The sequence below is a fragment of the Arthrobacter celericrescens genome (assembly GCF_003614925.1).
GTDB classification, from domain to species: domain Bacteria; phylum Actinomycetota; class Actinomycetes; order Actinomycetales; family Micrococcaceae; genus Arthrobacter; species Arthrobacter celericrescens.
In genome coordinates this window covers 57,347-74,794 of record NZ_QYLP01000050.1, presented here as the reverse complement: position 1 = coordinate 74,794, position 17,448 = coordinate 57,347, and the positions used below count along the sequence as shown (strand labels likewise).

Annotated in this window: 16 protein-coding genes; 4 read left to right on the top strand and 12 right to left on the bottom strand. The window is 68.9% G+C overall.

The window, feature by feature from the left end:
- Nucleotides 1–18: 18 nt before the first annotated feature.
- Nucleotides 19–960 carry a carbohydrate kinase family protein gene (locus D3654_RS11485; protein WP_120521625.1) on the bottom strand — a complete coding sequence of 314 codons (942 nt, stop codon included), beginning with the start codon at nt 958–960 and terminating at the stop codon, nt 19–21.
- A gap of 231 nt (nt 961–1,191) precedes the next feature.
- Here D3654_RS11485 and D3654_RS11480 point away from each other — a divergent pair, with 231 nt between their 5' ends.
- Entirely contained in the window at nt 1,192–2,046 is an 855-nt protein-coding gene (locus tag D3654_RS11480; protein WP_120521624.1) for a lipase family alpha/beta hydrolase, read from the top strand.
- A 25-nt stretch (nt 2,047–2,071) separates the two neighbouring features.
- Here D3654_RS11480 and D3654_RS11475 read toward each other — a convergent pair whose 3' ends face one another.
- A complete protein-coding gene (locus D3654_RS11475) occupies nt 2,072–2,893 on the bottom strand; it encodes an alpha/beta hydrolase (protein ID WP_120521623.1) in 822 nt (273 codons plus the stop codon).
- Between the two features lie 175 nt (nt 2,894–3,068).
- Between D3654_RS11475 and D3654_RS11470 the strand changes: the two genes are divergently transcribed.
- Together D3654_RS11470 and D3654_RS11465 are read left to right on the top strand one after the other, a co-directional pair.
- Nucleotides 3,069–4,175 carry a GTP pyrophosphokinase gene (locus tag D3654_RS11470; protein WP_120521622.1) on the top strand — a complete coding sequence of 369 codons (1,107 nt, stop codon included), beginning with the start codon at nt 3,069–3,071 and terminating at the stop codon, nt 4,173–4,175.
- Nucleotides 4,176–4,202: 27 nt separating this feature from the next.
- Nucleotides 4,203–5,720 (top strand): SulP family inorganic anion transporter, encoded by a 1,518-nt coding sequence (locus tag D3654_RS11465; protein WP_120521621.1) that lies wholly within the window; start codon nt 4,203–4,205, stop codon nt 5,718–5,720.
- Nucleotides 5,721–5,753: 33 nt separating this feature from the next.
- On the opposite strand, the gene D3654_RS11460 is transcribed toward D3654_RS11465, so the two are convergent.
- Genes D3654_RS11460 through D3654_RS11435 form a run of 6 tightly spaced genes read right to left on the bottom strand, consistent with a single transcriptional unit; the run spans nt 5,754 to nt 12,042 of the window.
- Nucleotides 5,754–6,584 carry an ATP-binding cassette domain-containing protein gene (locus tag D3654_RS11460; RefSeq protein ID WP_120521620.1) on the bottom strand — a complete coding sequence of 277 codons (831 nt, stop codon included), beginning with the start codon at nt 6,582–6,584 and terminating at the stop codon, nt 5,754–5,756.
- Nucleotides 6,581–7,432 (bottom strand): ABC transporter ATP-binding protein, encoded by an 852-nt coding sequence (locus tag D3654_RS11455; protein WP_120521619.1) that lies wholly within the window; start codon nt 7,430–7,432, stop codon nt 6,581–6,583. Before D3654_RS11455 ends, D3654_RS11460 begins: the two co-directional genes overlap by 4 nt.
- Entirely contained in the window at nt 7,429–8,313 is an 885-nt protein-coding gene (locus D3654_RS11450; RefSeq protein WP_245413191.1) for an ABC transporter permease, read from the bottom strand. Before D3654_RS11450 ends, D3654_RS11455 begins: the two co-directional genes overlap by 4 nt.
- Nucleotides 8,310–9,254: an ABC transporter permease gene (locus D3654_RS11445; RefSeq protein ID WP_120521693.1), complete on the bottom strand. Its 945-nt coding sequence runs from the start codon at nt 9,252–9,254 to the stop codon at nt 8,310–8,312. The genes D3654_RS11450 and D3654_RS11445 overlap by 4 nt, the downstream gene beginning before the upstream one ends.
- Before the next feature lie 9 nt (nt 9,255–9,263).
- Complete coding sequence (locus D3654_RS11440) at nt 9,264–10,895, bottom strand: ABC transporter substrate-binding protein (RefSeq protein WP_162943718.1); 1,632 nt, start codon at nt 10,893–10,895, stop codon at nt 9,264–9,266.
- Between the two features lie 49 nt (nt 10,896–10,944).
- Nucleotides 10,945–12,042, bottom strand: coding sequence for an amidohydrolase family protein (locus tag D3654_RS11435; protein ID WP_120521617.1), 1,098 nt, complete (start codon nt 12,040–12,042; stop codon nt 10,945–10,947).
- Between the two features lie 167 nt (nt 12,043–12,209).
- Here D3654_RS11435 and D3654_RS11430 point away from each other — a divergent pair, with 167 nt between their 5' ends.
- Nucleotides 12,210–12,896 carry a FadR/GntR family transcriptional regulator gene (locus D3654_RS11430; protein ID WP_162943717.1) on the top strand — a complete coding sequence of 229 codons (687 nt, stop codon included), beginning with the start codon at nt 12,210–12,212 and terminating at the stop codon, nt 12,894–12,896.
- 64 nt (nt 12,897–12,960) lie between these two features.
- Here D3654_RS11430 and D3654_RS11425 read toward each other — a convergent pair whose 3' ends face one another.
- From D3654_RS11425 to D3654_RS11410, 4 genes are all read right to left on the bottom strand, one after another.
- Nucleotides 12,961–14,451, bottom strand: coding sequence for an aldehyde dehydrogenase (NADP(+)) (locus D3654_RS11425; protein ID WP_120521615.1), 1,491 nt, complete (start codon nt 14,449–14,451; stop codon nt 12,961–12,963).
- Between the two features lie 130 nt (nt 14,452–14,581).
- On the bottom strand, nt 14,582–15,988 hold the full coding sequence (locus D3654_RS11420) for an FAD/NAD(P)-dependent oxidoreductase (protein ID WP_120521614.1): 1,407 nt from the start codon (nt 15,986–15,988) through the stop codon (nt 14,582–14,584).
- On the bottom strand, nt 15,985–16,236 hold the full coding sequence (locus D3654_RS11415; protein WP_205571788.1) for a (2Fe-2S)-binding protein: 252 nt from the start codon (nt 16,234–16,236) through the stop codon (nt 15,985–15,987). The genes D3654_RS11420 and D3654_RS11415 overlap by 4 nt, the downstream gene beginning before the upstream one ends.
- On the bottom strand, nt 16,233–17,444 hold the full coding sequence (locus D3654_RS11410) for an NAD(P)/FAD-dependent oxidoreductase (protein WP_120521613.1): 1,212 nt from the start codon (nt 17,442–17,444) through the stop codon (nt 16,233–16,235). The genes D3654_RS11415 and D3654_RS11410 overlap by 4 nt, the downstream gene beginning before the upstream one ends.
- Nucleotides 17,445–17,448: the final 4 nt, after the last annotated feature.

The following is a 17,448-nucleotide window of genomic DNA, read 5'->3' as shown; positions in this document are numbered from 1 at the left end:
ACGGGCGGCGGAGTGCGGCTATTGCGTGGCGGCCAGGGCGTTCATCTCGGCGCGGGTGGGCGGGTTGGCACCGGCGCGGGACACGGTGACCGCCGCGGCACTGGCGGCGTGGGCCAGGATCCCGCGCAGGATTTCGGCCGGCATGGCCCGCAGGTCCTCGCGGTTCTGGGCACCGTCCAGGCCGCGGTCCACGATGCCGGACAGCAGCGCGGCCATGAAGGAATCGCCGGCGCCCACGGTGTCCGCCACCTTGACCTTCGGCGCCGGGACTTCGGCCTCGCCGGCGGCGGTGACGCCCCAGGGACCGGCCGAGCCGCGGGTGACCACCACCATGGCGGGGCCCTGGTTCCCGCCCAATGACAGCCAGCGCCGGGCGGAGTCGCGCACGTCCACGCCCGGGTAGAGCCATTCGAGGTCCTCGTCCGAGGCCTTCACCACGTCGGAAAGGGCTACGAACCGCTCGGTCCGCTCGCGCGCGAAGTCCTTGTCCGTGATGATGCTGGGGCGGCAGTTGGGGTCGAAGCTGATGGTTGCGTTCGGGTGGGCGTGCTCGACGGCAGCAAGCACCTCGGATGCGCCCGGTTCGAGCATGGTGGCGATGGAGCCTGTGTGCAGCAGCGAGGCGCCCTGCAGCATGAACGGCAGGCGTTCGGCCAGGCCGGGCAGCTCCCAGCTGAGGTCGAAGGTGTAGCTTGCGGCGCCGTCGTCGCCGACCACCGCGGTGGCCACGCTGCTGGGCTTGCCGTCCGGTGCGAACGGAACCAGCACCGAACTGGAGCGCAAGTGGGCCGCGATCGCATCCCCATAGGGGTCTTTTCCGAAGCGCCCGATGAATTGCACCGGATGGCCCAGGCGGGCCAGGCCCACCGCGACATTCAGCGGGCTGCCGCCCACGTGCGCCTCTTCGCCAGAGGTGCGCCGGACGACGTCCACCAGGGCCTCACCAATCACTGTCAGCATGGGCAACACTCTGCCAGAGCGGCCATGGCCGAACCAGAGCAGCCGTTCTGTTACTCGGCACCCGGGACGCAAGACCCGAAACTGCACGTTTTCCCATCTACGCCCGAGACGATTGCGCCAATAAGTTACCAGCGGGTAACCTACTGAACCTTGGGGGATGTGTGATGCGCGTCACCGATGCGCGGAAAACTTCTCATTGATTGGAACTGCCCTATGACAGTGCAAAAAGCCATGACCAGGCAAAAACGGTCCGTCCTGTCCGCCATCGCGGTCCTCGTGCTCTCGCTCCTCACCGGGGTAGGCAGCGCCTCGGCCGGAACCCTGGACGTCCCACCTCCAGGAGCCAACGACTGGGGCTGCAAACCCGCCGCCGAACGTCCCTACCCGGTGGTGCTGGTGCCGGGAACCTTCGAAAACATGGCGAAGAACTGGAGCACACTGTCTCCGGTCCTGAAGAACGAGGGCTACTGTGTGTTCGCGCTCAACTACGGCGAGTCCAACGGCATCGATGCTTCGGGCCCCATCGAGGACTCGGCGGCAGAGCTCGCCTCGTTTGTCGAAGCCGTCCTCGCCGCCACCAAGGCAACCAAGGTGGACATCGTGGGCCACAGCCAAGGCGGGATGATGCCGAGGTATTTCATGGGATTCCTGGGCGGCGCCAAGAAGGTCCACCACCTCGTGGGCATTTCGCCATCGAACCACGGGACGGAGGGCCTCATCCTTCCTCCCCCGGAAGGCTCGCCGTCCGAAATGCTGCTCTTCGAGCCTTTCTGCCAGGCGTGCATGGACCAGGAGGCGGGGTCGGCTTTCCTAACGAAGCTCAACTCCATTGGCGACACTGTCAAGGGACCGGCATACACCGTCATTTCCACCGTCCATGACGAGGTGGTGACGCCTTATCAAAGCCAGTTCCTGTCAGGCAGCACGGCGCAGGTCAGCAACATCACCCTGCAGAACCGGTGCCCCTTGGATCCGATCGAGCACGACCAGACTCCCAATGACCCGGTGGTGCACCAATGGGTCGTGAATGCCCTGGCACAGGCCGACGGACCTGCCGATCCGGGTTTCCGCCCGGCCTGCCTCTAGGCAGGACGCCCCGGGGAGGTCCCGGTCAGCTCAGCAGCCTCTGCACCAGCTCGCGGCATTTCTTATAGGCCGCAGCGCGGGGATCGATGAGGTCGTAGTGGTTGCCCGGGACCTTCAGCAGCTGGGCCGCACCGCCGGCTGCGATCGAGGCGTTGACGTAGCCCTCGGACAGGCTGGTCGGAACGTCCTCGTCGTCCATGGCGTGGACGGCATATACGGGAATGCTAAGAGGCACGCACTTCATCGGGTCGGCGTAAATATGCCGCTTGGGGTACCTGACGGAGTCCCCGCCCATGAGGTTGTCCACCGCGCCGTTGCTGAGGTTGAGGCGCTCGGCCTCGGCCAGGTTCAGCACCCCGGACTGGCTGACGACCCCGCTGAGCTGCACCGCGGCGTCGTCCCCGTTGCGCACCAGCTGCCGGTCGGCGTCGGGGGTTCCGATCTTGTCGAGCTTCCGCCGGCCGGCCGCCCACACAGCGAGGTGTCCGCCGGCGGAGTGCCCGAGGGCCACCACCTTGCCGAGGTCCAGGCCGTGTTCGGGGGCCACGTCCTTGAGGTGGTCGATGCCGCTGAGCACGTCCTCGAAGGTATGCGGCCAGCCGCCGCCGTTGCCCGCCCGCCGGTACTCCAGGTTCCAGGCCGCGATGCCGTGCGCGGCAAGGTCCCTTGCGAGCGGTTCGCCCAGCTCTGCGCCGTATTGCGAACGCCAGTACCCGCCGTGGATCACCACGGCCACGCCGTGGCATTTGACCGGCCGGTTCCCGTTGGGGGAGTGCGCGGGTTCCGGTAGGAAAAGTTCGGCCCACTGGCTGGGGTGCTCGCCATAGTGGTACTTCTGCCGCTTCACTGCGTGCCTCCTTTGCGGCTTCCCGTCAGTAAGACCTTTGCTCGGGTCCTTCAAAAAGCTGTGCTTCAAGAGCCTCCCCTGAGCCTACAATGCATTTCGCAGCGGCGGCGGGATCCGCCGCCGGGCCGGGGCCGGGGCGGATGCCGTGTCAGTGCCGCCCCGTAAGCTTGGGACCATGGCTAGCAATTGGGAGAGGCTGGATCCCCAGCTGCGCGAATCGGTGCAGGCGAACGTCGGGATCTACGAACGCGTGCGCCCGGCGTTGAAACTCATCACACGCGATGTGCTGCTCACGCTGCGGGACATTCTGAAGAACAGCGACTCCGTGCCGCTGTTCGTCACCGGCCGCACCAAGACCGTTGATTCATTCCGCGAAAAGATCTCCCGCACGGACGAACCGCTGGAGCCGGGCGGGCCGCGGCCGCTGAAGTTCCCGGACCCGTTCCGCACCCTCAACGACATGGTGGGCATCCGCGTCATCACCAAGCTACCCGCGGAGAACGCCGCCGTAGCCAACCTCATCAAGCGCCAGCGCCAGCTGTTCGACTGCCGCGGTGACCGCGAGAAGGACATCGGCTCCATCGAGTCCGGCACCTACGGCTACTCCAGCCGGCACCTGATCCTGCGCACCATCCAGAACGAGTCCGTGAAGGCCTACCAGCAGATCTTCAACCCGGAGCTCCCGGCCAACGGCAGCTACTTCTTCGAGTGCCAGATCCGCACGGTGTTCGCCCATGCCTGGAGCGAGATCGAGCACGACATCCGCTTCAAGGCCGAGGACCCCCGGGCCTGGACCCCGCATTTCGACCGCCAGTTCACCGCCACCGCGGCCATGCTGGAAACGGTCGAAAGCGCCTTCGCAGACCTCAATGAGCGCTACGCCGAGGTCCGCAGCTACTGGGACCTCGAGGGCGAAGGCTCCACCCCGCTCACCCCCAACCGGGTCCGCGATGTCTGGCGGACCCTCCTTCCCCACGTTGACCGTAAGGTTGATGACGACTGGGGCTGGGCCGCGGAACTCCTCGCGGCGCACGGGCTGAAGCAGACCGTGGAACTGGCCGGGCTGCTGAGCGCCAACCGCATCACGGAGGTCCGCAAGGCCCTGGACCACCGCTACTCCCCCGGGCCGGACCGCCTGCTGGACGACCTCCTCCTGTGGGAGTACGGCACCGGGCATATCGAGCTGACCGCCGAGGCGGCCGACGTCGTCCCGCACCCGCGGCGGGACAGCCTCCAGCGGCGGCTCAAGCAGATCGAGCGCTACCGCCAGACCCAGAAGTAACGATCCACCGACCCCAGTTAGGCCCCGTTGACACCGCCCGCCGCACCGCCCGCCACCCCTGAGCAACTCCAGTCCCTGCGTTTCACCCTGCGCTCCCCGCGCCGGCTCAAGACCGAAACACTGGCCGCCCTGGTGGTCGCCCTGGCCCTGATCCCGGAGGCCATCGCGTTCTCGGTGATCGCCGGCGTCGATCCGCGGATCGGGCTGTTCGCGTCCTTCACCATGGGCATCGTCACGGCGATCGTGGGCGGCCGGCCGGCCATGATCTCCGCGGCCACCGGCGCCGTGGCGCTCGTGATCGCCCCGGTGATGAAGGAGCACGGCATCCACTACCTGATCGCCACGATCATCCTGGCCGGCGTCTTTCAGATCATCCTCGCGGCGCTCGGCGTCACCCGGCTGATGCGGTTCATCCCGCGCTCGGTCATGGTCGGCTTCGTGAACGCCCTGGCGATCCTGGTGTTCATGGCACAAATGCCCGAGCTGAGCGGCGTGCCGTGGATGGTCTATCCGATCGTGGCGGCGGGCCTGCTGATCGTGTTCACCCTGCCGAAGATCACGACGGCGGTGCCCGCGCCCCTGGTGGCGATCGTGCTGTTGACCCTGGCCACCGTCCTGGCGGCCATCGACGTGCCCACCGTCAGCGACAAGGGCGAGCTGCCGCAGAGCCTGCCCGGCTTCTTCTTCCCGCAGGTTCCGCTGACGTGGGACACCTTCCGGATCATCGCCCCGTACGCCTTGTCCATGGCCTTGGTGGGCCTGCTCGAATCCCTTCTGACCGCCAAGCTGGTGGACGACATCACGGACACCCGCTCCAACAAGACCCGGGTGTCCTGGGGCCAGGGCGCCGCGAACATCGTCACCGGCTTCCTGGGCGGACTGGGCGGCTGCGCCGTGATCGGCCAGACCATGATCAACGTCAAGGGCTCGGGCGCCCGCAGCAGGCTGTCCACCTTCCTGGCCGGAGCGTTCCTGCTGGTCCTGGTGGTGGTGCTGGGCGACGTGGTGGGCATGATCCCGATGGCGGCGCTGGTGGCCGTGATGATCTTCGTTTCGCTGATCACCTTCGACTGGCATTCGATCCGCCCGTCCACGCTGAAGCGGCTGCCGAAATCGGAAACCGGCGTGATGCTGGTGACCGTCGCGGTGGTGGTGGCGACGCACAACCTGGCCATCGGCGTCGGCGTCGGAGTGCTCGCCGCGATGGTGCTGTTCGCGCGGCGGGTGGCGCACTTCGCCACCGTGGAGCGGACGGAACTGGACCTCAACGGCGAAACCGTGGCCACCTACACCGTGGACGGCGAGCTCTTCTTCGCCTCCTCCAACGATCTCTATACCCAGTTCGACTACGCCAAGGACGCCGATGACCGGATCGGCCGCGTGGTGATCGACCTGCACGCCTCACACGTCTGGGACGCCTCCACCGTGGCCGTGCTGGATTCGGTCACCGAGAAGTACCGCAACCACGGCCGCGAGGTGGAGTTCATCGGCCTCAACGCGGCCAGCGTGTCCATGCGCGAACGGCTGGCGGGGAAGCTGGGCTAGCCTCCCCGCCATCCGCCGTCGGGCACGGAACCGCTAGGACGCGAGGCGTTCCCGGCGCACTGGCTTCCATCCCTGCCGCGGCACCGCGGCGCGCAGCGAGCGGGTGTAGGGGTGCACCGGGTTGGCGAGCAGCTCGGCCGTGTTGCCGGCGTCGACCACCCGCCCCTGTTCCATCACGATCATCCGCTCAGAGACTTGGTTGACCACAGCGAGGTCATGCGAAATGAACAGGTAGCTCACCTCGCGCTGGGCCCGGATGTCGCTGAGCAGGTTCAGGATCTGCGCCTGGATGGAGACGTCCAGCGCGGCCACCGCCTCGTCCAGGACGATCACCGCAGGGTCCGCGGCCAATGCGCGGGCGATCGCCACGCGCTGCCGCTGCCCGCCGGAAAGCTGGTGCGGGTGCTTTCCGAAGAACGGGGCGGCAAGGCCCACGCTGTCCAGGATTTCCTGGGCCTTCAGCTTCAGCTCGCGCTGGCCCGGGTTGCCGGGAGCGTGCAGCGCCAGGCTCGCCCGGACGGTGTCCCCGATGCTTTGCCGCGGATTGAGTGAGGAGTACGGGTCCTGGAAGACGTACTGTACCTCCCGGGCCCAGCGACGGCGGTCGGCCAGGCTCCGGGCGCCTTTGTTCCGCGCTTCGCCGCGGACGCTGAGCTCGCCTCCGGTGACCGTTTCCAGTCCCACGAGCATGCGTGCCACCGTGGTCTTCCCGGAGCCGGACTCCCCCACGATCGCCAGGCATTCGTTAGGGAAGAGCTCGAAGGACACATCGTCGACGGCGACAATCGGCTCGCTCTTCATGCCTTTCGGGGCCGGGAATTCCTTCCTCAGGTTCCGGGCAACAACCAGTGCTTCGGTGTTCATGCTTCCGCCTTCAGTTGTTCATGGATGTCCCGGTTGTAGCGCAGCACCGGGAGCCGGTCCAGCCGTTCGTCGATGCTCGGCCGGGCGCCGAGCAATTCGATCGTGTACGGGTGGCCGGGCGATTCGTACACGTGGGCGCCCTGTTCCACGATTTCCCCGGCGTACATCACGGCAAGCCGGTCGCAGCACGCCGCCGCCAGCTCGAGGTCGTGGGTGATGAACAGCAGGGACAGGCCGCGGGCGCGGCGCTGCTCGTCGAGGATCGCCATCACGTCGGACTGCGCGGTGACGTCCAGCGCGGTGGTGGGTTCGTCCGCGAGGATCAGCCGCGGCTCGGCGAGCAGGACGCTGGCGATCATGACGCGCTGCAGCATGCCGCCGGAGAGTTCGTGCGGGTACTGGGTGAGGCGGCGTTCGGGGTACCGCACGCCCACCTCGTCCAGCAGCGCCACGGCCCGGTGCTCCACCTCGTCCCGCGTCAGGCCGCGGTTGCGCACGAGTTCCTCGGTGAGGAAGTCGCCCACGGTGTGCACAGGGTTCACGTGCGCCCGCGGGTCCTGGAAGATCATGCCGATGTCCATGGAGCGGTAGCTGCGCAGCTCGGACGGGGTCATGGACAGGACTGGTGCGCCGTCGAAGGTGATCGATCCGGACACCTCGAAGGCGGGGTCGAGCATCCGGGTGATGGCCCGGGTGGTCAGGGACTTGCCCGAGCCGGACTCGCCTACCAGGCCCAGCGCCTCGCCCTTGGCAATGCTGAAGCTGACGCCGTTGAGCAGCGCCTGGGACTGGTGGCGGGTGTGCAGGACGGCACGGACGTTGTCCAACGCCAGCAATGCTTCGCTCATCGCATGCTCCTCGCAGCTGTGGTCAGGCGGTCGCCGATGACGGTGACGCACCAGACGATCAGGATGATCAGGACGCCGGCGGCGATCGCCTCGGCAGGGTGGCCGCGCAGCACGGAATCGAAGCCGCTCTTGACCATGAGGCCCAGGTCGGCGGTGGGCGGCTGCACGCCAAGGCCCAGGAAGGACACGGCCGCGAGGTCGATCACGGCGAAGCCCAGGGAGGAAATCGCCTGGGCGATCACGATGCCCTGCACGTTCGGCAGGATCTGGGTGAAGGTGATCCCGGCCCCGGACTGGCCCTGCAGCCAGGCCGCGGACACGTAGGGCAGGTTGCGTTCCCGCAGGCCCGCGCCGCGCACAACTCGTGCGACATACGGGATGTAGGCGACCGCCAGGCCTGCCACTACGGTGAACAGGCTCGGGCCCCAGATCGCCACCGAAATGAGGGCGAACACGATCCCCGGAACCGCGAAGAGGATGTCCAGCACCCAGCTAATCACGGTGTCCACCCGGCCGCCGCACCATGCCGCCACGAGGGCAAGCACGGTGCCCACCACGGTCGAGAGGAGGATCACCAGGCCGGGCCCGGCGAGGGTGACCCGGGCACCCCACATCAGGCGGGACAGGATGTCGCGGCCCAGGGCGTCGGTACCCAGGGGGTGCTCCGCCGTCGGGCCGCTCAGCGCTGCCAGCAGGTCCGGGAAGTCCGGATCATAGGGCGCCAGCAGCGGCGCGAACGCCGCGGACAACGAAACGAACAGCAGGACGAGCGCGGCAGCGGAGCCGGCCAGGCCCAGCCGCTCGTAGCCCTTCTGCAGGAATCCGGGCTGCCGGGCGGCCACGGCCGGTGTTTTCACGGTCTTCTCCATGCTGATGGTCATTGCCGGCTCCCCAGGGCGATTCGCGGATCGATGACGGTGTACAGGAAATCGACCACGGCGTTCACCACGACGAACGCCACGACGAGCACCAGGATCACCGCCTGAACCACGGCAAAATCGCGCTGCAGGATGGCCCGGACCAGCAGCGAGCCCAGTCCGTCCAGGGCAAACACGTTCTCCACCACCACGGCGCCCGCGATGAGCGTTGCCACGGTGAGGCCCATGACCGTGGTGATGGGGATGAGCGCGTTGCGCAGGACGTGCCGGCGGACGATGACGCCCGGGGCAAGCCCGCGGACCTTTGCAGTCTGGACATGCTCCCTGGTGCGTTCCTCGTTGACGGCGGCCTTGGTGATCCTGGCCAGGTAGGCCGCGCTGGCCACGGCGAGCGCGATGGCCGGCAGGATGAGGTGGACCAGGGTGTCGAGTCCGCCGGAGCCGACCCCGAAGGTGGGGAACCAGCCGAGCCCGACGGCGAAGACGCTGATGAGCGCGACGCCGATGACGAACACCGGCGTGGACAGGCCGATCGCCGCGATCGTGGAGATGATGGTGTCCACCCAGCGGCTCTTGAGGGCGGCGAGCATGCCGGAACCGACGCCGACGACGGCGATCAGCACCGCAGACAGCGAGACCAGCGCCGCGGTGGTGCCGATCCGGCCGGACATCAGTGCGGTGACGTCCTGCCGGTAGACGATCGAGCTACCGAGGTTGCCCTGGAAGATGTCGCCCAGCCAGCGGAAGTACCGCACAAAGAACGGGTCATCGAAGTGGTACTGGGCGGTGACGGCGGCGACCTGTTCGGGCGTGCCGCCGCGGGGGCCGAGGACGAAGGCCAGCGGGCTTCCCGGTGCCAGGTACATCATCCCGAAGACGATGAACGAGGTCACCAGGAGCACCAGCAGCAAGCCTCCCAACCTCCTGAGAAGGAAGGAACGCATGGACACCGGCTATTTCACCCCGCCGATGGTCGCGGCCCACGGGTAGTAGAGGTAGGAGAACGACGCCGTCGCCCCGGAGATGCGCTTGTTCTGCACCACTGTGTTGGGCTCGTAGGCCAGCGGGATGCGCGGGTTGGCTTCGGTGACCTTCTTCTGCGCCTCGACGAGGAGCTTGGCGCGCTCCTTGGTGTCCTTCGCCGAGACGGCCTTGTTCAGCACGTCGCTGGCCTCGTTCCAGTTGATGTAGTTGCTGTTACCGCCGGCGCGGAAGATCTGGTAGACGTCCAGCGGGTCGGCGAAGTTGCCGTAGTAGGTGGTGAAGAAGCCGTCGATTCCCTTGCGGGCGGCGGGGTCGAAGTACAGGTTGCCGAACTGCTCCACCGGGATCACCTTGGTCTCGACCTTCAGGCCGAGGGCGGCGCCTGCGGCCTGGAACAGGTTGGCGGTCTGTTCGTGGACCGCGGAGCTGCCCTGCACGCCGAGCACGATGCTGCCTTCCTGGGGGCCGGCCTCGGCGAGGAGCTGCTTGGCCTTTTCGATGTTCGGCGCGGTGGAGAATTCGGAGTGGGCCTTGGCGAAGGCGTCCTTCTCGTAGCCCCAGTAGTCCGGGCCCACCAAGGTGGGTGCCGGGATGGCGGCATCCTGGAACACCACCTTGGCCAGGGCGTTGCGGTCGATCGCCAGGGACAGCGCCTCACGGACCAACGGGTTCGCGAACGGGCCGGATTCGCTGGTGGCGGCCAGGGTCCAGAAGACCAGGGACTTGCCGTGCGTCAGGGTGACCTTGTCGCTGTGTTCCAGCTGCGAGATGCCAGCCGGGGGCAGGTAGAAGTACTGGCCGTCGATGTCGCCGCTGCGCAGGGCGTTCACGGCGGTGGATTCGTCGGCGATGAAGCTGAAGCTGAGGTCCTTCACGAGGGGAACCAGCTTGCTGTCCCAGTACTTGGGGTTCTTGGTCAGCTCGATGCTCTTGCCCGGGGTCCACTTGGCCAGGGAGAAGGGGCCGGTGCACTGCAGTTTGCCCTCGGGTGTGCCGAAGGCCTTGCCGGCGGCTTCGGCGGCCTTCTTCTGCACGATGGCCCCGGCTGCCATGGCCATGCCCTGCTCGAAGAGGACGTCCGGCCTGCTCAGTTTCACGGTCACTTCACGGTCGCCGGTGGCCTTGACGGACTTGACGTTCCGGAAGTAATCGCTGAAGTAGGCCACCGCATCGCCGGTCTGGCGGCTCAGGGAGAACGCGACGTCGTCGGCCGTCAGGGGGCTGCCGTCCCAGAAGGTGACGCCCGCGCGGATCTTGTACACCAGGGTGGTGTCATCCGGCGACGTGACGCTCTCGGCGAGGCCGGGCTCGATCGAGAGCTCGGGGGTGAGGCGCATGAGGCTTTCGCAGAGGTTCGCGGTGACCGTATTCTCGGCGTAGTTGTAGCCGATCATGGGGTCGAGCGAGAGCGGCTCGTACGGCAGGTTCCAGGCCACGTGGTCCACGGCTTCGGTGCCGCGCGGCGTGGTGGTGGCCAGCTTGGACAGGTCCGCGGCGGGCTTGGCGGCGTCGGGCTTGCTGTTCGGCGCGCCGCAGGCTGACAGTGCCAGTGCGGCGGCCGCGAGGACGGCGGCGCCGGTCATCATTTTTCGGGAAGACAAGACGAGAACTCCTTTGTTGACGTGTTGTTGGGGGAAGCTTCAGGGCGCTTCAAGACAGCGGCAGCAAGGCCGCCGCAGGCACGGGATCCGTTTCGAGCAGCTGCCCATGGCGGAACACCTTGAGCGGTGCGGGCCGGTCGGCCACGAGCTGGGCCAAGGATTCCGCCCGGAATTCCAGCCGGGTGGCTGCGTCCGGGCCGGTCCAGCGGGCGAGGTCGTCGATCCCGAGCATGCGCCCGCCCGCGGTGGAGGCGAGCGCATAGCAGCGCTCCAGTTCGGCGTCGGTCACCGCGCCCGTGCGGTAAGCCAGCAGGTGCGCCCGGTCCACCATGCTGCCGGTGCCGAACGGCGTCCAGGCGTCCCGGACGCCGTCGGAACCGACAGCCAGCTGCACCCCATGGACGGCGAGCAGGCCGATGTCCGGAACCGGGTCGGAACCCAGCGCGCACGTGGTGATCCAGATGCCGGCGTCGGCTACCCGGTCCAGGGTCTCGCGTTGTGTGGGCGCGGCGTCGTCGGCGAGGGCGAAGGCGTGGCTGACGGTGACCTTGCCGCGCATTCCGGCGGCGACCGTTCGGGCCGCGATCTCGCGGATCTGGGCCAGCCCGGATTCGCCGCGGTCGTGCAGGTGGATGTCGAGGTCCCGCCCGCTGCGTTCGGCGAGGCCGAACACGGCGTCAAGGTGGCCGCCCAGGTCGCCCTCGAGGCCTACCGGATCGATGCCGCCCACCACGTCAGCGCCCGCGTCCAGGGCCGCGGCCATCACGTCCAGGGTGCCGGGGTTGCCGAGCAGGCCGAACTGCGGGAACGCCACGATCTGAACCGTGAGTTCTGGGATCCGCTCGGCGGCGGCCCGCACTCCCTCAACGTTGGCCGTTCCGAGTTCGCTGGAAACGTCCACCTGTGCCCGCATGGCGAGGGTTCCGTTCGCCACCGCGGTGCGCAGCAGCCCGTAGGCACGCTCCTCCACGCTGCGGGTGTAGCTCCGCTGCGTCTCCAGGTCGTTGGCGATGAAGTCCCGGAGCCCAAAGGCGTCCCGGCGCGACAGCCATGCGCCGCCCCAGCTCGACTTGTCCGGATGGATGTGGGCATCGACCAAGGCCGGTGCCGCAACCGTCGAAGCGTCCGCTTCGGAAAGACCGCTCATGAATGGTGAACTCCCTTGTTCATCAATAGTCCGCTGATCGGGAAACCCGTTCATCAAGGAACCCGCAGGTCCCGCGTCTTGCGCTGAAGCGCCTGCCGCGAGAACATGGGTCAGATGGTATGACGTCTGATCGTAAGAGGTCAATGGGTTATGGAAACATTGGAACCGTGAAGCCAATCCAGCGAATTTCACTCGTCGACACGATCGTCGACCGGCTGCAGTCCGAGATCAGCTCCGGAAACTGGCCCGTGGGCACACGGATTCCGGCGGAGAGCGAGCTGACGAAGGTGCTCGGCGTGAGTCGGCCCTCGCTGCGCGAGGCGGTGCGCTCGATCGTGCAGCTTGGCCTGCTCGAAATCCGGCAGGGCGACGGCACCTACGTGGTGGCGAGCGATGCGAGCGAGGTGGCGCTCCGCCGCATGCTCAGCGAGGCGGACACCCGCGAGGTGCTGAGCGTGCGCCGCGCCCTGGACGGCCTGGCGGCGCGCGATGCCGCGCTGAACCGGACGGACGCCGAGGTGGCGGCACTGGAAGGGCACCTGAAGAAGCGCAGGGAGGCCGTCACGCGGGAGGACCTGGAGGCGTTCGTGGACCACGACGTCGCCTTCCACATCGGCATCGCCACTGCCTCGCACAACCGCCTGCTCGCGGGCATCTACGCCAGTTTCGACACCTCGCTACGGCTGTCCGTGGGGCCCAATTCCTGCATGTCGGACAACACCGACGAAGTGCTGGACGAGCTGCATTCGAGGCTGATGCTTGCCATCAAGGAACGCGACCCGGAGGGTGCGGCAGCGGCGGCCCTCGGCCTCCTGGACCGCAGCGAGGCCATGCCGGACACGCCGCGGGACTAGGTCGCGTTAAACGAGCCAAGCCGGCACCGCGTTGCGCGGTGCCGGCCCATTCATTGACGGGTGTTCAGCCCTCCCGGCGGCCGTTCACCAGGCGCGGGACGCCCAGCGGGTTGTTCTCGCGCACGGCCTCGGGCAGCAGGTGCTGCGGGAAGCCCTGGTACGCCACGGGACGCAGGAAGCGTTCGATCGCCGCCGTTCCCACCGACGTGCTGCCGGCCGCCGTCGTCGCCGGGTACGGTCCGCCGTGCTGCTGCGCGTAAGTGACCGAGACCCCGGTGGGCCACTGGTTCCAGAGCACGCGGCCGGCCTTGCGGGCGAGGACCTCCACGAGCCCGGCCACATCGCAGGTGTCCGTGCCGTGGATCGTGGCGGTCAGCTGCCCCTCGAACGTTTCGGCGAGCTCCGGAAGCCGGGACTCGTCGTCGTACTCCACCACGACGGCGGTGGGGCCGAAGCATTCGGCTTGCAGTGCGTGCGGCTCGGCGAGCATGTCCGCGGCGGTGGTGAGCAGCAGAGTGGGGGCTGGCGGATCGGCCAGCGGCTCCTCGCCCTGGGCCAGGACTTCCAGGCGCGGATTAGCCTGCAGGCCTTGGAGGACCTCGGCGTAACCGGACTGGATGCGGCTGTTGAGCAGCGGCGCGGCGGCGGGCAGGGCGGCAGCGCGCAGGGCCTCGACCATGCCCGAGGAGGCGGGAACGAACAGCGTGCCGGGCTTGGTGCAGAACTGTCCGGCGCCCATGGTGAAGGAGCCCACGAAAGCCTCGGCGATTTCCGGGCCGCGTTCGGCCGCCGCGGCCTCGGTGACGAACACGGGGTTGTTGCTGCCCAGTTCGCCGAAGAACGGGATGGGCTCTGGCCGGGAACTGGCGATGTCGAACAGGGCGCGGCCGCCCGGGATGGAGCCGGTGAACGCGCCGGCTTTGATGCGCGGGTCCTTCAGTGCGGCGGCCCCCGCCGCGGTTCCGGTGATGAGCGCGAAGGTCCCCTCCGGTGCCCCGGCGGCAGCCAGGGCTGAAACCACGACGGCGGCCGTCGCCTTGGACAGCTCCGGGTGGCCGGAGTGCGCCTTGAGGATCACGGGGTTGCCTGCGGCGAGCGCCGAGGCGGTGTCGCCGCCGGCCACGGAGAAGGCAAAGGGGAAGTTGCTCGCGGCGAAGACCACCACTGGGCCCACAGGCACCAGCAGGCGGCGCAGTTCCGGGCGGGGTGCGCCCATGGGCCAGTCGGGGTCGGCGTGGTCGATCCGCGCGTCCAGGTAGCCGCCGTCGCGCAGCACCTCGCCGAAGAGGCGCAGCTGGAAGGTGGTGCGCTTGAGTTCGCCGCGCAGGCGGGCCTCGGCGAGCCGGGTCTCCTGCTGCGCAACGGGCACGAGCTGCTCCGCGGCGGCATCAAGGGCGTCCGCGACGGCGTCCAGCAGAGCGGCGCGTTCCGCGGGGCGGAGGGCGGCCAGGGGTGCCGCGGCGGCGTGGGCGGCAGCGAGGTGCTGTTCGAGCTCGGCTTCGGTGGTGGCGGCAGCGGTGCCGGCAGTGGTGGTGCTCTGGGTGATCGCGGTCATCGCGGTCTCCTTCCGTTGAGGTCTCGGGTACTGGGTCAAGCACGGGGTCGCGGGAACGCTGCGGGGTCGCTGGAACGTTCCGGCGACCCGGCAGTTCTCCGGCGAATTCGGGGCTGTGTGCCCGGCACGGTCAGTCGAGGGCAGCCAGTTCCCCGATGCCCACAGGCGCGGCGAGGGGGCGTTTGGCACTGGCGGCGAGGGATCCGGCGTCGGGCGCTTCACCCGGACCGGCGCCCAGGCACGCGGCCGCGAATCCGCAGACCCGGCCCTGGCACCAGCCCATCCCGGCGCGGGTGAAGGACTTCAGGCTGCGGACGTCGCGGGCACCCAGCTCCTCCCGGGCCTCCGTGATGTCGCCGGCGGTGACTTCCTCGCAACGGCACACGGTGGTGTCCGGGGTGAGCCAGTCCTGCCAGGCGGCGGGCACCGGATGTGCCTGGTGCATGGCCTGCGCAAAGCGGCGATGCCGGACGATGGCGGCAGGCTGCTTCACGGGGACACCCGAGTCCGGCCGGGCGGCCGCGGCCCCGGCGGCGAGGCCTTCCAGGACGGCCAGTGCCGCTCCCCCGACGCCGGTCACCTCCCCCGCGAGGTAAACCCCGGGAACGCTGGACTGCTGCCGTTCGTCCACCACGCCCACCAGGGAGCCGTCGGCGTCGAGCCGCGTGTCCACACCGAGCGAGACCGGTAGCTCCAGCTGCGGCGTGAAGCCCCAGCCGAAGCCCACCACGTCCACGTCCGCGTAGACCCGCCCGGTGCCGGGGCGGGCCCGGCCGTCGGCGTCGACCCGGGCGGTGCGGACGCCCTCCGCGCGGCCGGACCCGAGCACTTCGGTGACGATGCTGCGCGTGCGGTACGGGATGCGGTGCCGGGCGAACACGGCCGCGTACTCGGCGCCTTCGAGGGCCTTCCCGGGTACGCCGGACGCGGCGCGCAGGTGCGGCAGCCAGGCCGACGGCGACGAGGACTCGAGCACGGCCAGCACCTCCCCGCCGGCCTCTGCGATTCCCGCTGCGACGGGCAGCAGGAACGGCCCGGTGCCGGCGATGATGAAGCGTTTGCCCGGGAGCGCGCCGTTGGCCTTGATGAAGGCCTGGATGCCGCCGGCCGCCATGACCCCGGGCAGGTCCCAGCCGGGGACGGGCAGCTGGCGGTCGTAACCGCCCGGGCACAGGACCAGGCGGTCCGCGGTGACAGCCACAGGCACGGCCCCCGCGGGGGCGACGGCCGCAGTGGTGTGCAGGGTGAATCCGGGTTCCGCCATCCACACCTGCAGCCCCGGCAAATATGTGATCCGCCCGGCGCGCTGCGCGGCGTCGAAACGCGCGCGCAGGTCCAGGTACGTGCTCCAGCCGTGGTGGCCGTGGCCGTCCGGTTCGGGCCGGACGGTCTCGGGTGCGTGCCGCCAGAACTGGCCGCCCGGCTGGTTTCCGGCGTCGACGACGGCGACCCTCGCCCCCGCTTCGGCGGCGGCCACCGCTGCGGCGAGCCCGGCGGGACCGGCACCGACGACGGCGACATCAACAGTGACGCTCATGAGCCTTCCACCTCCATGCCCTCGCAGACCTCCACGAGGCAGGCGCGCTGGTTCGTTTCGCCGTCCACCGTCACCAGGCAGTCGAAGCAGACGCCGATGCCGCAGAACAGGCCGCGGGGCTTGCCGCCTTTGCGGGTGCTGCGCCAGGCGGTGATGCCCTGGGATGCGAGGGCGGCGCCGACGCTCTGGCCGGCCGTTGCGGTCAGCGGGCGGCCGTCGAAGGTGATGGTGACAGGCTGGGGGTTCATGCCGTGGCCTCCTCTCGGGATGCTGTTTGGGGACTCGCCTCGCCGAAACGCGCCGGGGCGAAGGGCGTGAGATCCATGTCCGGGGTGAGTCCGGCGAGGGCCTGGGCGAGGAGCTTGCCGGTGCCGGCGGAGAGCCCGATTCCGGCGCCCTCGTGGCCGGCGGCGTGCCAGAGCCCGGGGGCACGGTCGTCGTGGCCGATCACGGGCAGGTGGTCAGGGCAGTACGGCCGGAAGCCGTGGTAGTGCCGGATCGCCTTCACCCGCTCCAGGAAGGGGAACAGTGCGGTGGCGTTGCGAGCCAACAGGCCGAGGGCGGCCGTGCTGACCGTGCGGTCGAAGCCGACGCGTTCGCGGGTGGAGCCGATGAGGATGGTGCCGCTGGGCGTGCCCTCGACCACGGGCGAGGCCTGCAGTCCGGCGTCGGAGCTGCCCACGTTGTCGATGTATTCGGCGGCGTAGACCTTGTGGTGGACCATGGGCGGCAGCGGTTCGGTAACCATCACGAAGCCGCGGCGCGGCAGGACGGGGACCTCGACGCCGGCCATCGCCGCGAGCTCGCCGGCCCAGGTTCCGGTGCAGTTCACCACGGCTCCGGCGGGGAAATCGCCGCGCGGGGTGCGGACGCCGGTGACCCGGCCGCCGTCGCGCCCTGCCCCGTCGCGCATGAACCCGGTAACCGGGGTGCCCGCGATGAAGCGGGCGCCGGCCTCGGTGGCCAGCCGGACGAGGTGGGCCGCCACGAGCATGGGCTGGACCTGGCAGTCCTCGCGGTAGCTGGCGCCGCCGAGGGCTTCGCGGGAGATGTGGGGTTCGGCCTCGCGGAGGGCGGCCTGGTCCAGTTCCTCGACGTCCACGCCGAAGCCCTTCTGGACCGCCATCACCCGGTTCAGGGAAGCGAGGCTGCTCTCGCGGGAGGCGACGATGATGCCGCCCTTGGATTCGAACTCCCAGAGTTTCTTGTGTTCGGCGAGGTCGTTGTGCCAGACGTCCAGGGAGTAGCGGGTGAGTTCGAGTTCGGGGCCGAGTTCCTTGTCCGAGACGAGGATGTTGCCTTCGCAGGCGGAGGAGGTGCCGCTGGCCGGGAGGCCCTTGTCCAGGACCGTGACGCTCAGGCCCTGCTGTGCGGCGAAATAGGCGGTGGCGGCTCCGACGACGCCCGCGCCGATGACCAGGACATCGCTGCCCCGGGGGCCATTTCCAAAGTTCATGTCT

Coding starts and splice junctions, on each gene's coding strand:
- D3654_RS11445 (WP_120521693.1), bottom strand. CDS start 9,254: ATGCGTTCCTTCCTTCTCAGGAGGTTGGGAGGCTTGCTGCTGGTGCTC.
- D3654_RS11410 (WP_120521613.1), bottom strand. CDS start 17,444: ATGAACTTTGGAAATGGCCCCCGGGGCAGCGATGTCCTGGTCATCGGC.
- D3654_RS11485 (WP_120521625.1), bottom strand. CDS start 960: ATGCTGACAGTGATTGGTGAGGCCCTGGTGGACGTCGTCCGGCGCACC.
- D3654_RS11460 (WP_120521620.1), bottom strand. CDS start 6,584: ATGAACACCGAAGCACTGGTTGTTGCCCGGAACCTGAGGAAGGAATTC.
- D3654_RS11415 (WP_205571788.1), bottom strand. CDS start 16,236: ATGAACCCCCAGCCTGTCACCATCACCTTCGACGGCCGCCCGCTGACC.
- D3654_RS11480 (WP_120521624.1), top strand. CDS start 1,192: ATGACCAGGCAAAAACGGTCCGTCCTGTCCGCCATCGCGGTCCTCGTG.
- D3654_RS11455 (WP_120521619.1), bottom strand. CDS start 7,432: ATGAGCGAAGCATTGCTGGCGTTGGACAACGTCCGTGCCGTCCTGCAC.
- D3654_RS11425 (WP_120521615.1), bottom strand. CDS start 14,451: ATGACCGCGATCACCCAGAGCACCACCACTGCCGGCACCGCTGCCGCC.
- D3654_RS11435 (WP_120521617.1), bottom strand. CDS start 12,042: ATGAGCGGTCTTTCCGAAGCGGACGCTTCGACGGTTGCGGCACCGGCC.
- D3654_RS11450 (WP_245413191.1), bottom strand. CDS start 8,313: ATGACCATCAGCATGGAGAAGACCGTGAAAACACCGGCCGTGGCCGCC.
- D3654_RS11470 (WP_120521622.1), top strand. CDS start 3,069: ATGGCTAGCAATTGGGAGAGGCTGGATCCCCAGCTGCGCGAATCGGTG.
- D3654_RS11420 (WP_120521614.1), bottom strand. CDS start 15,988: ATGAGCGTCACTGTTGATGTCGCCGTCGTCGGTGCCGGTCCCGCCGGG.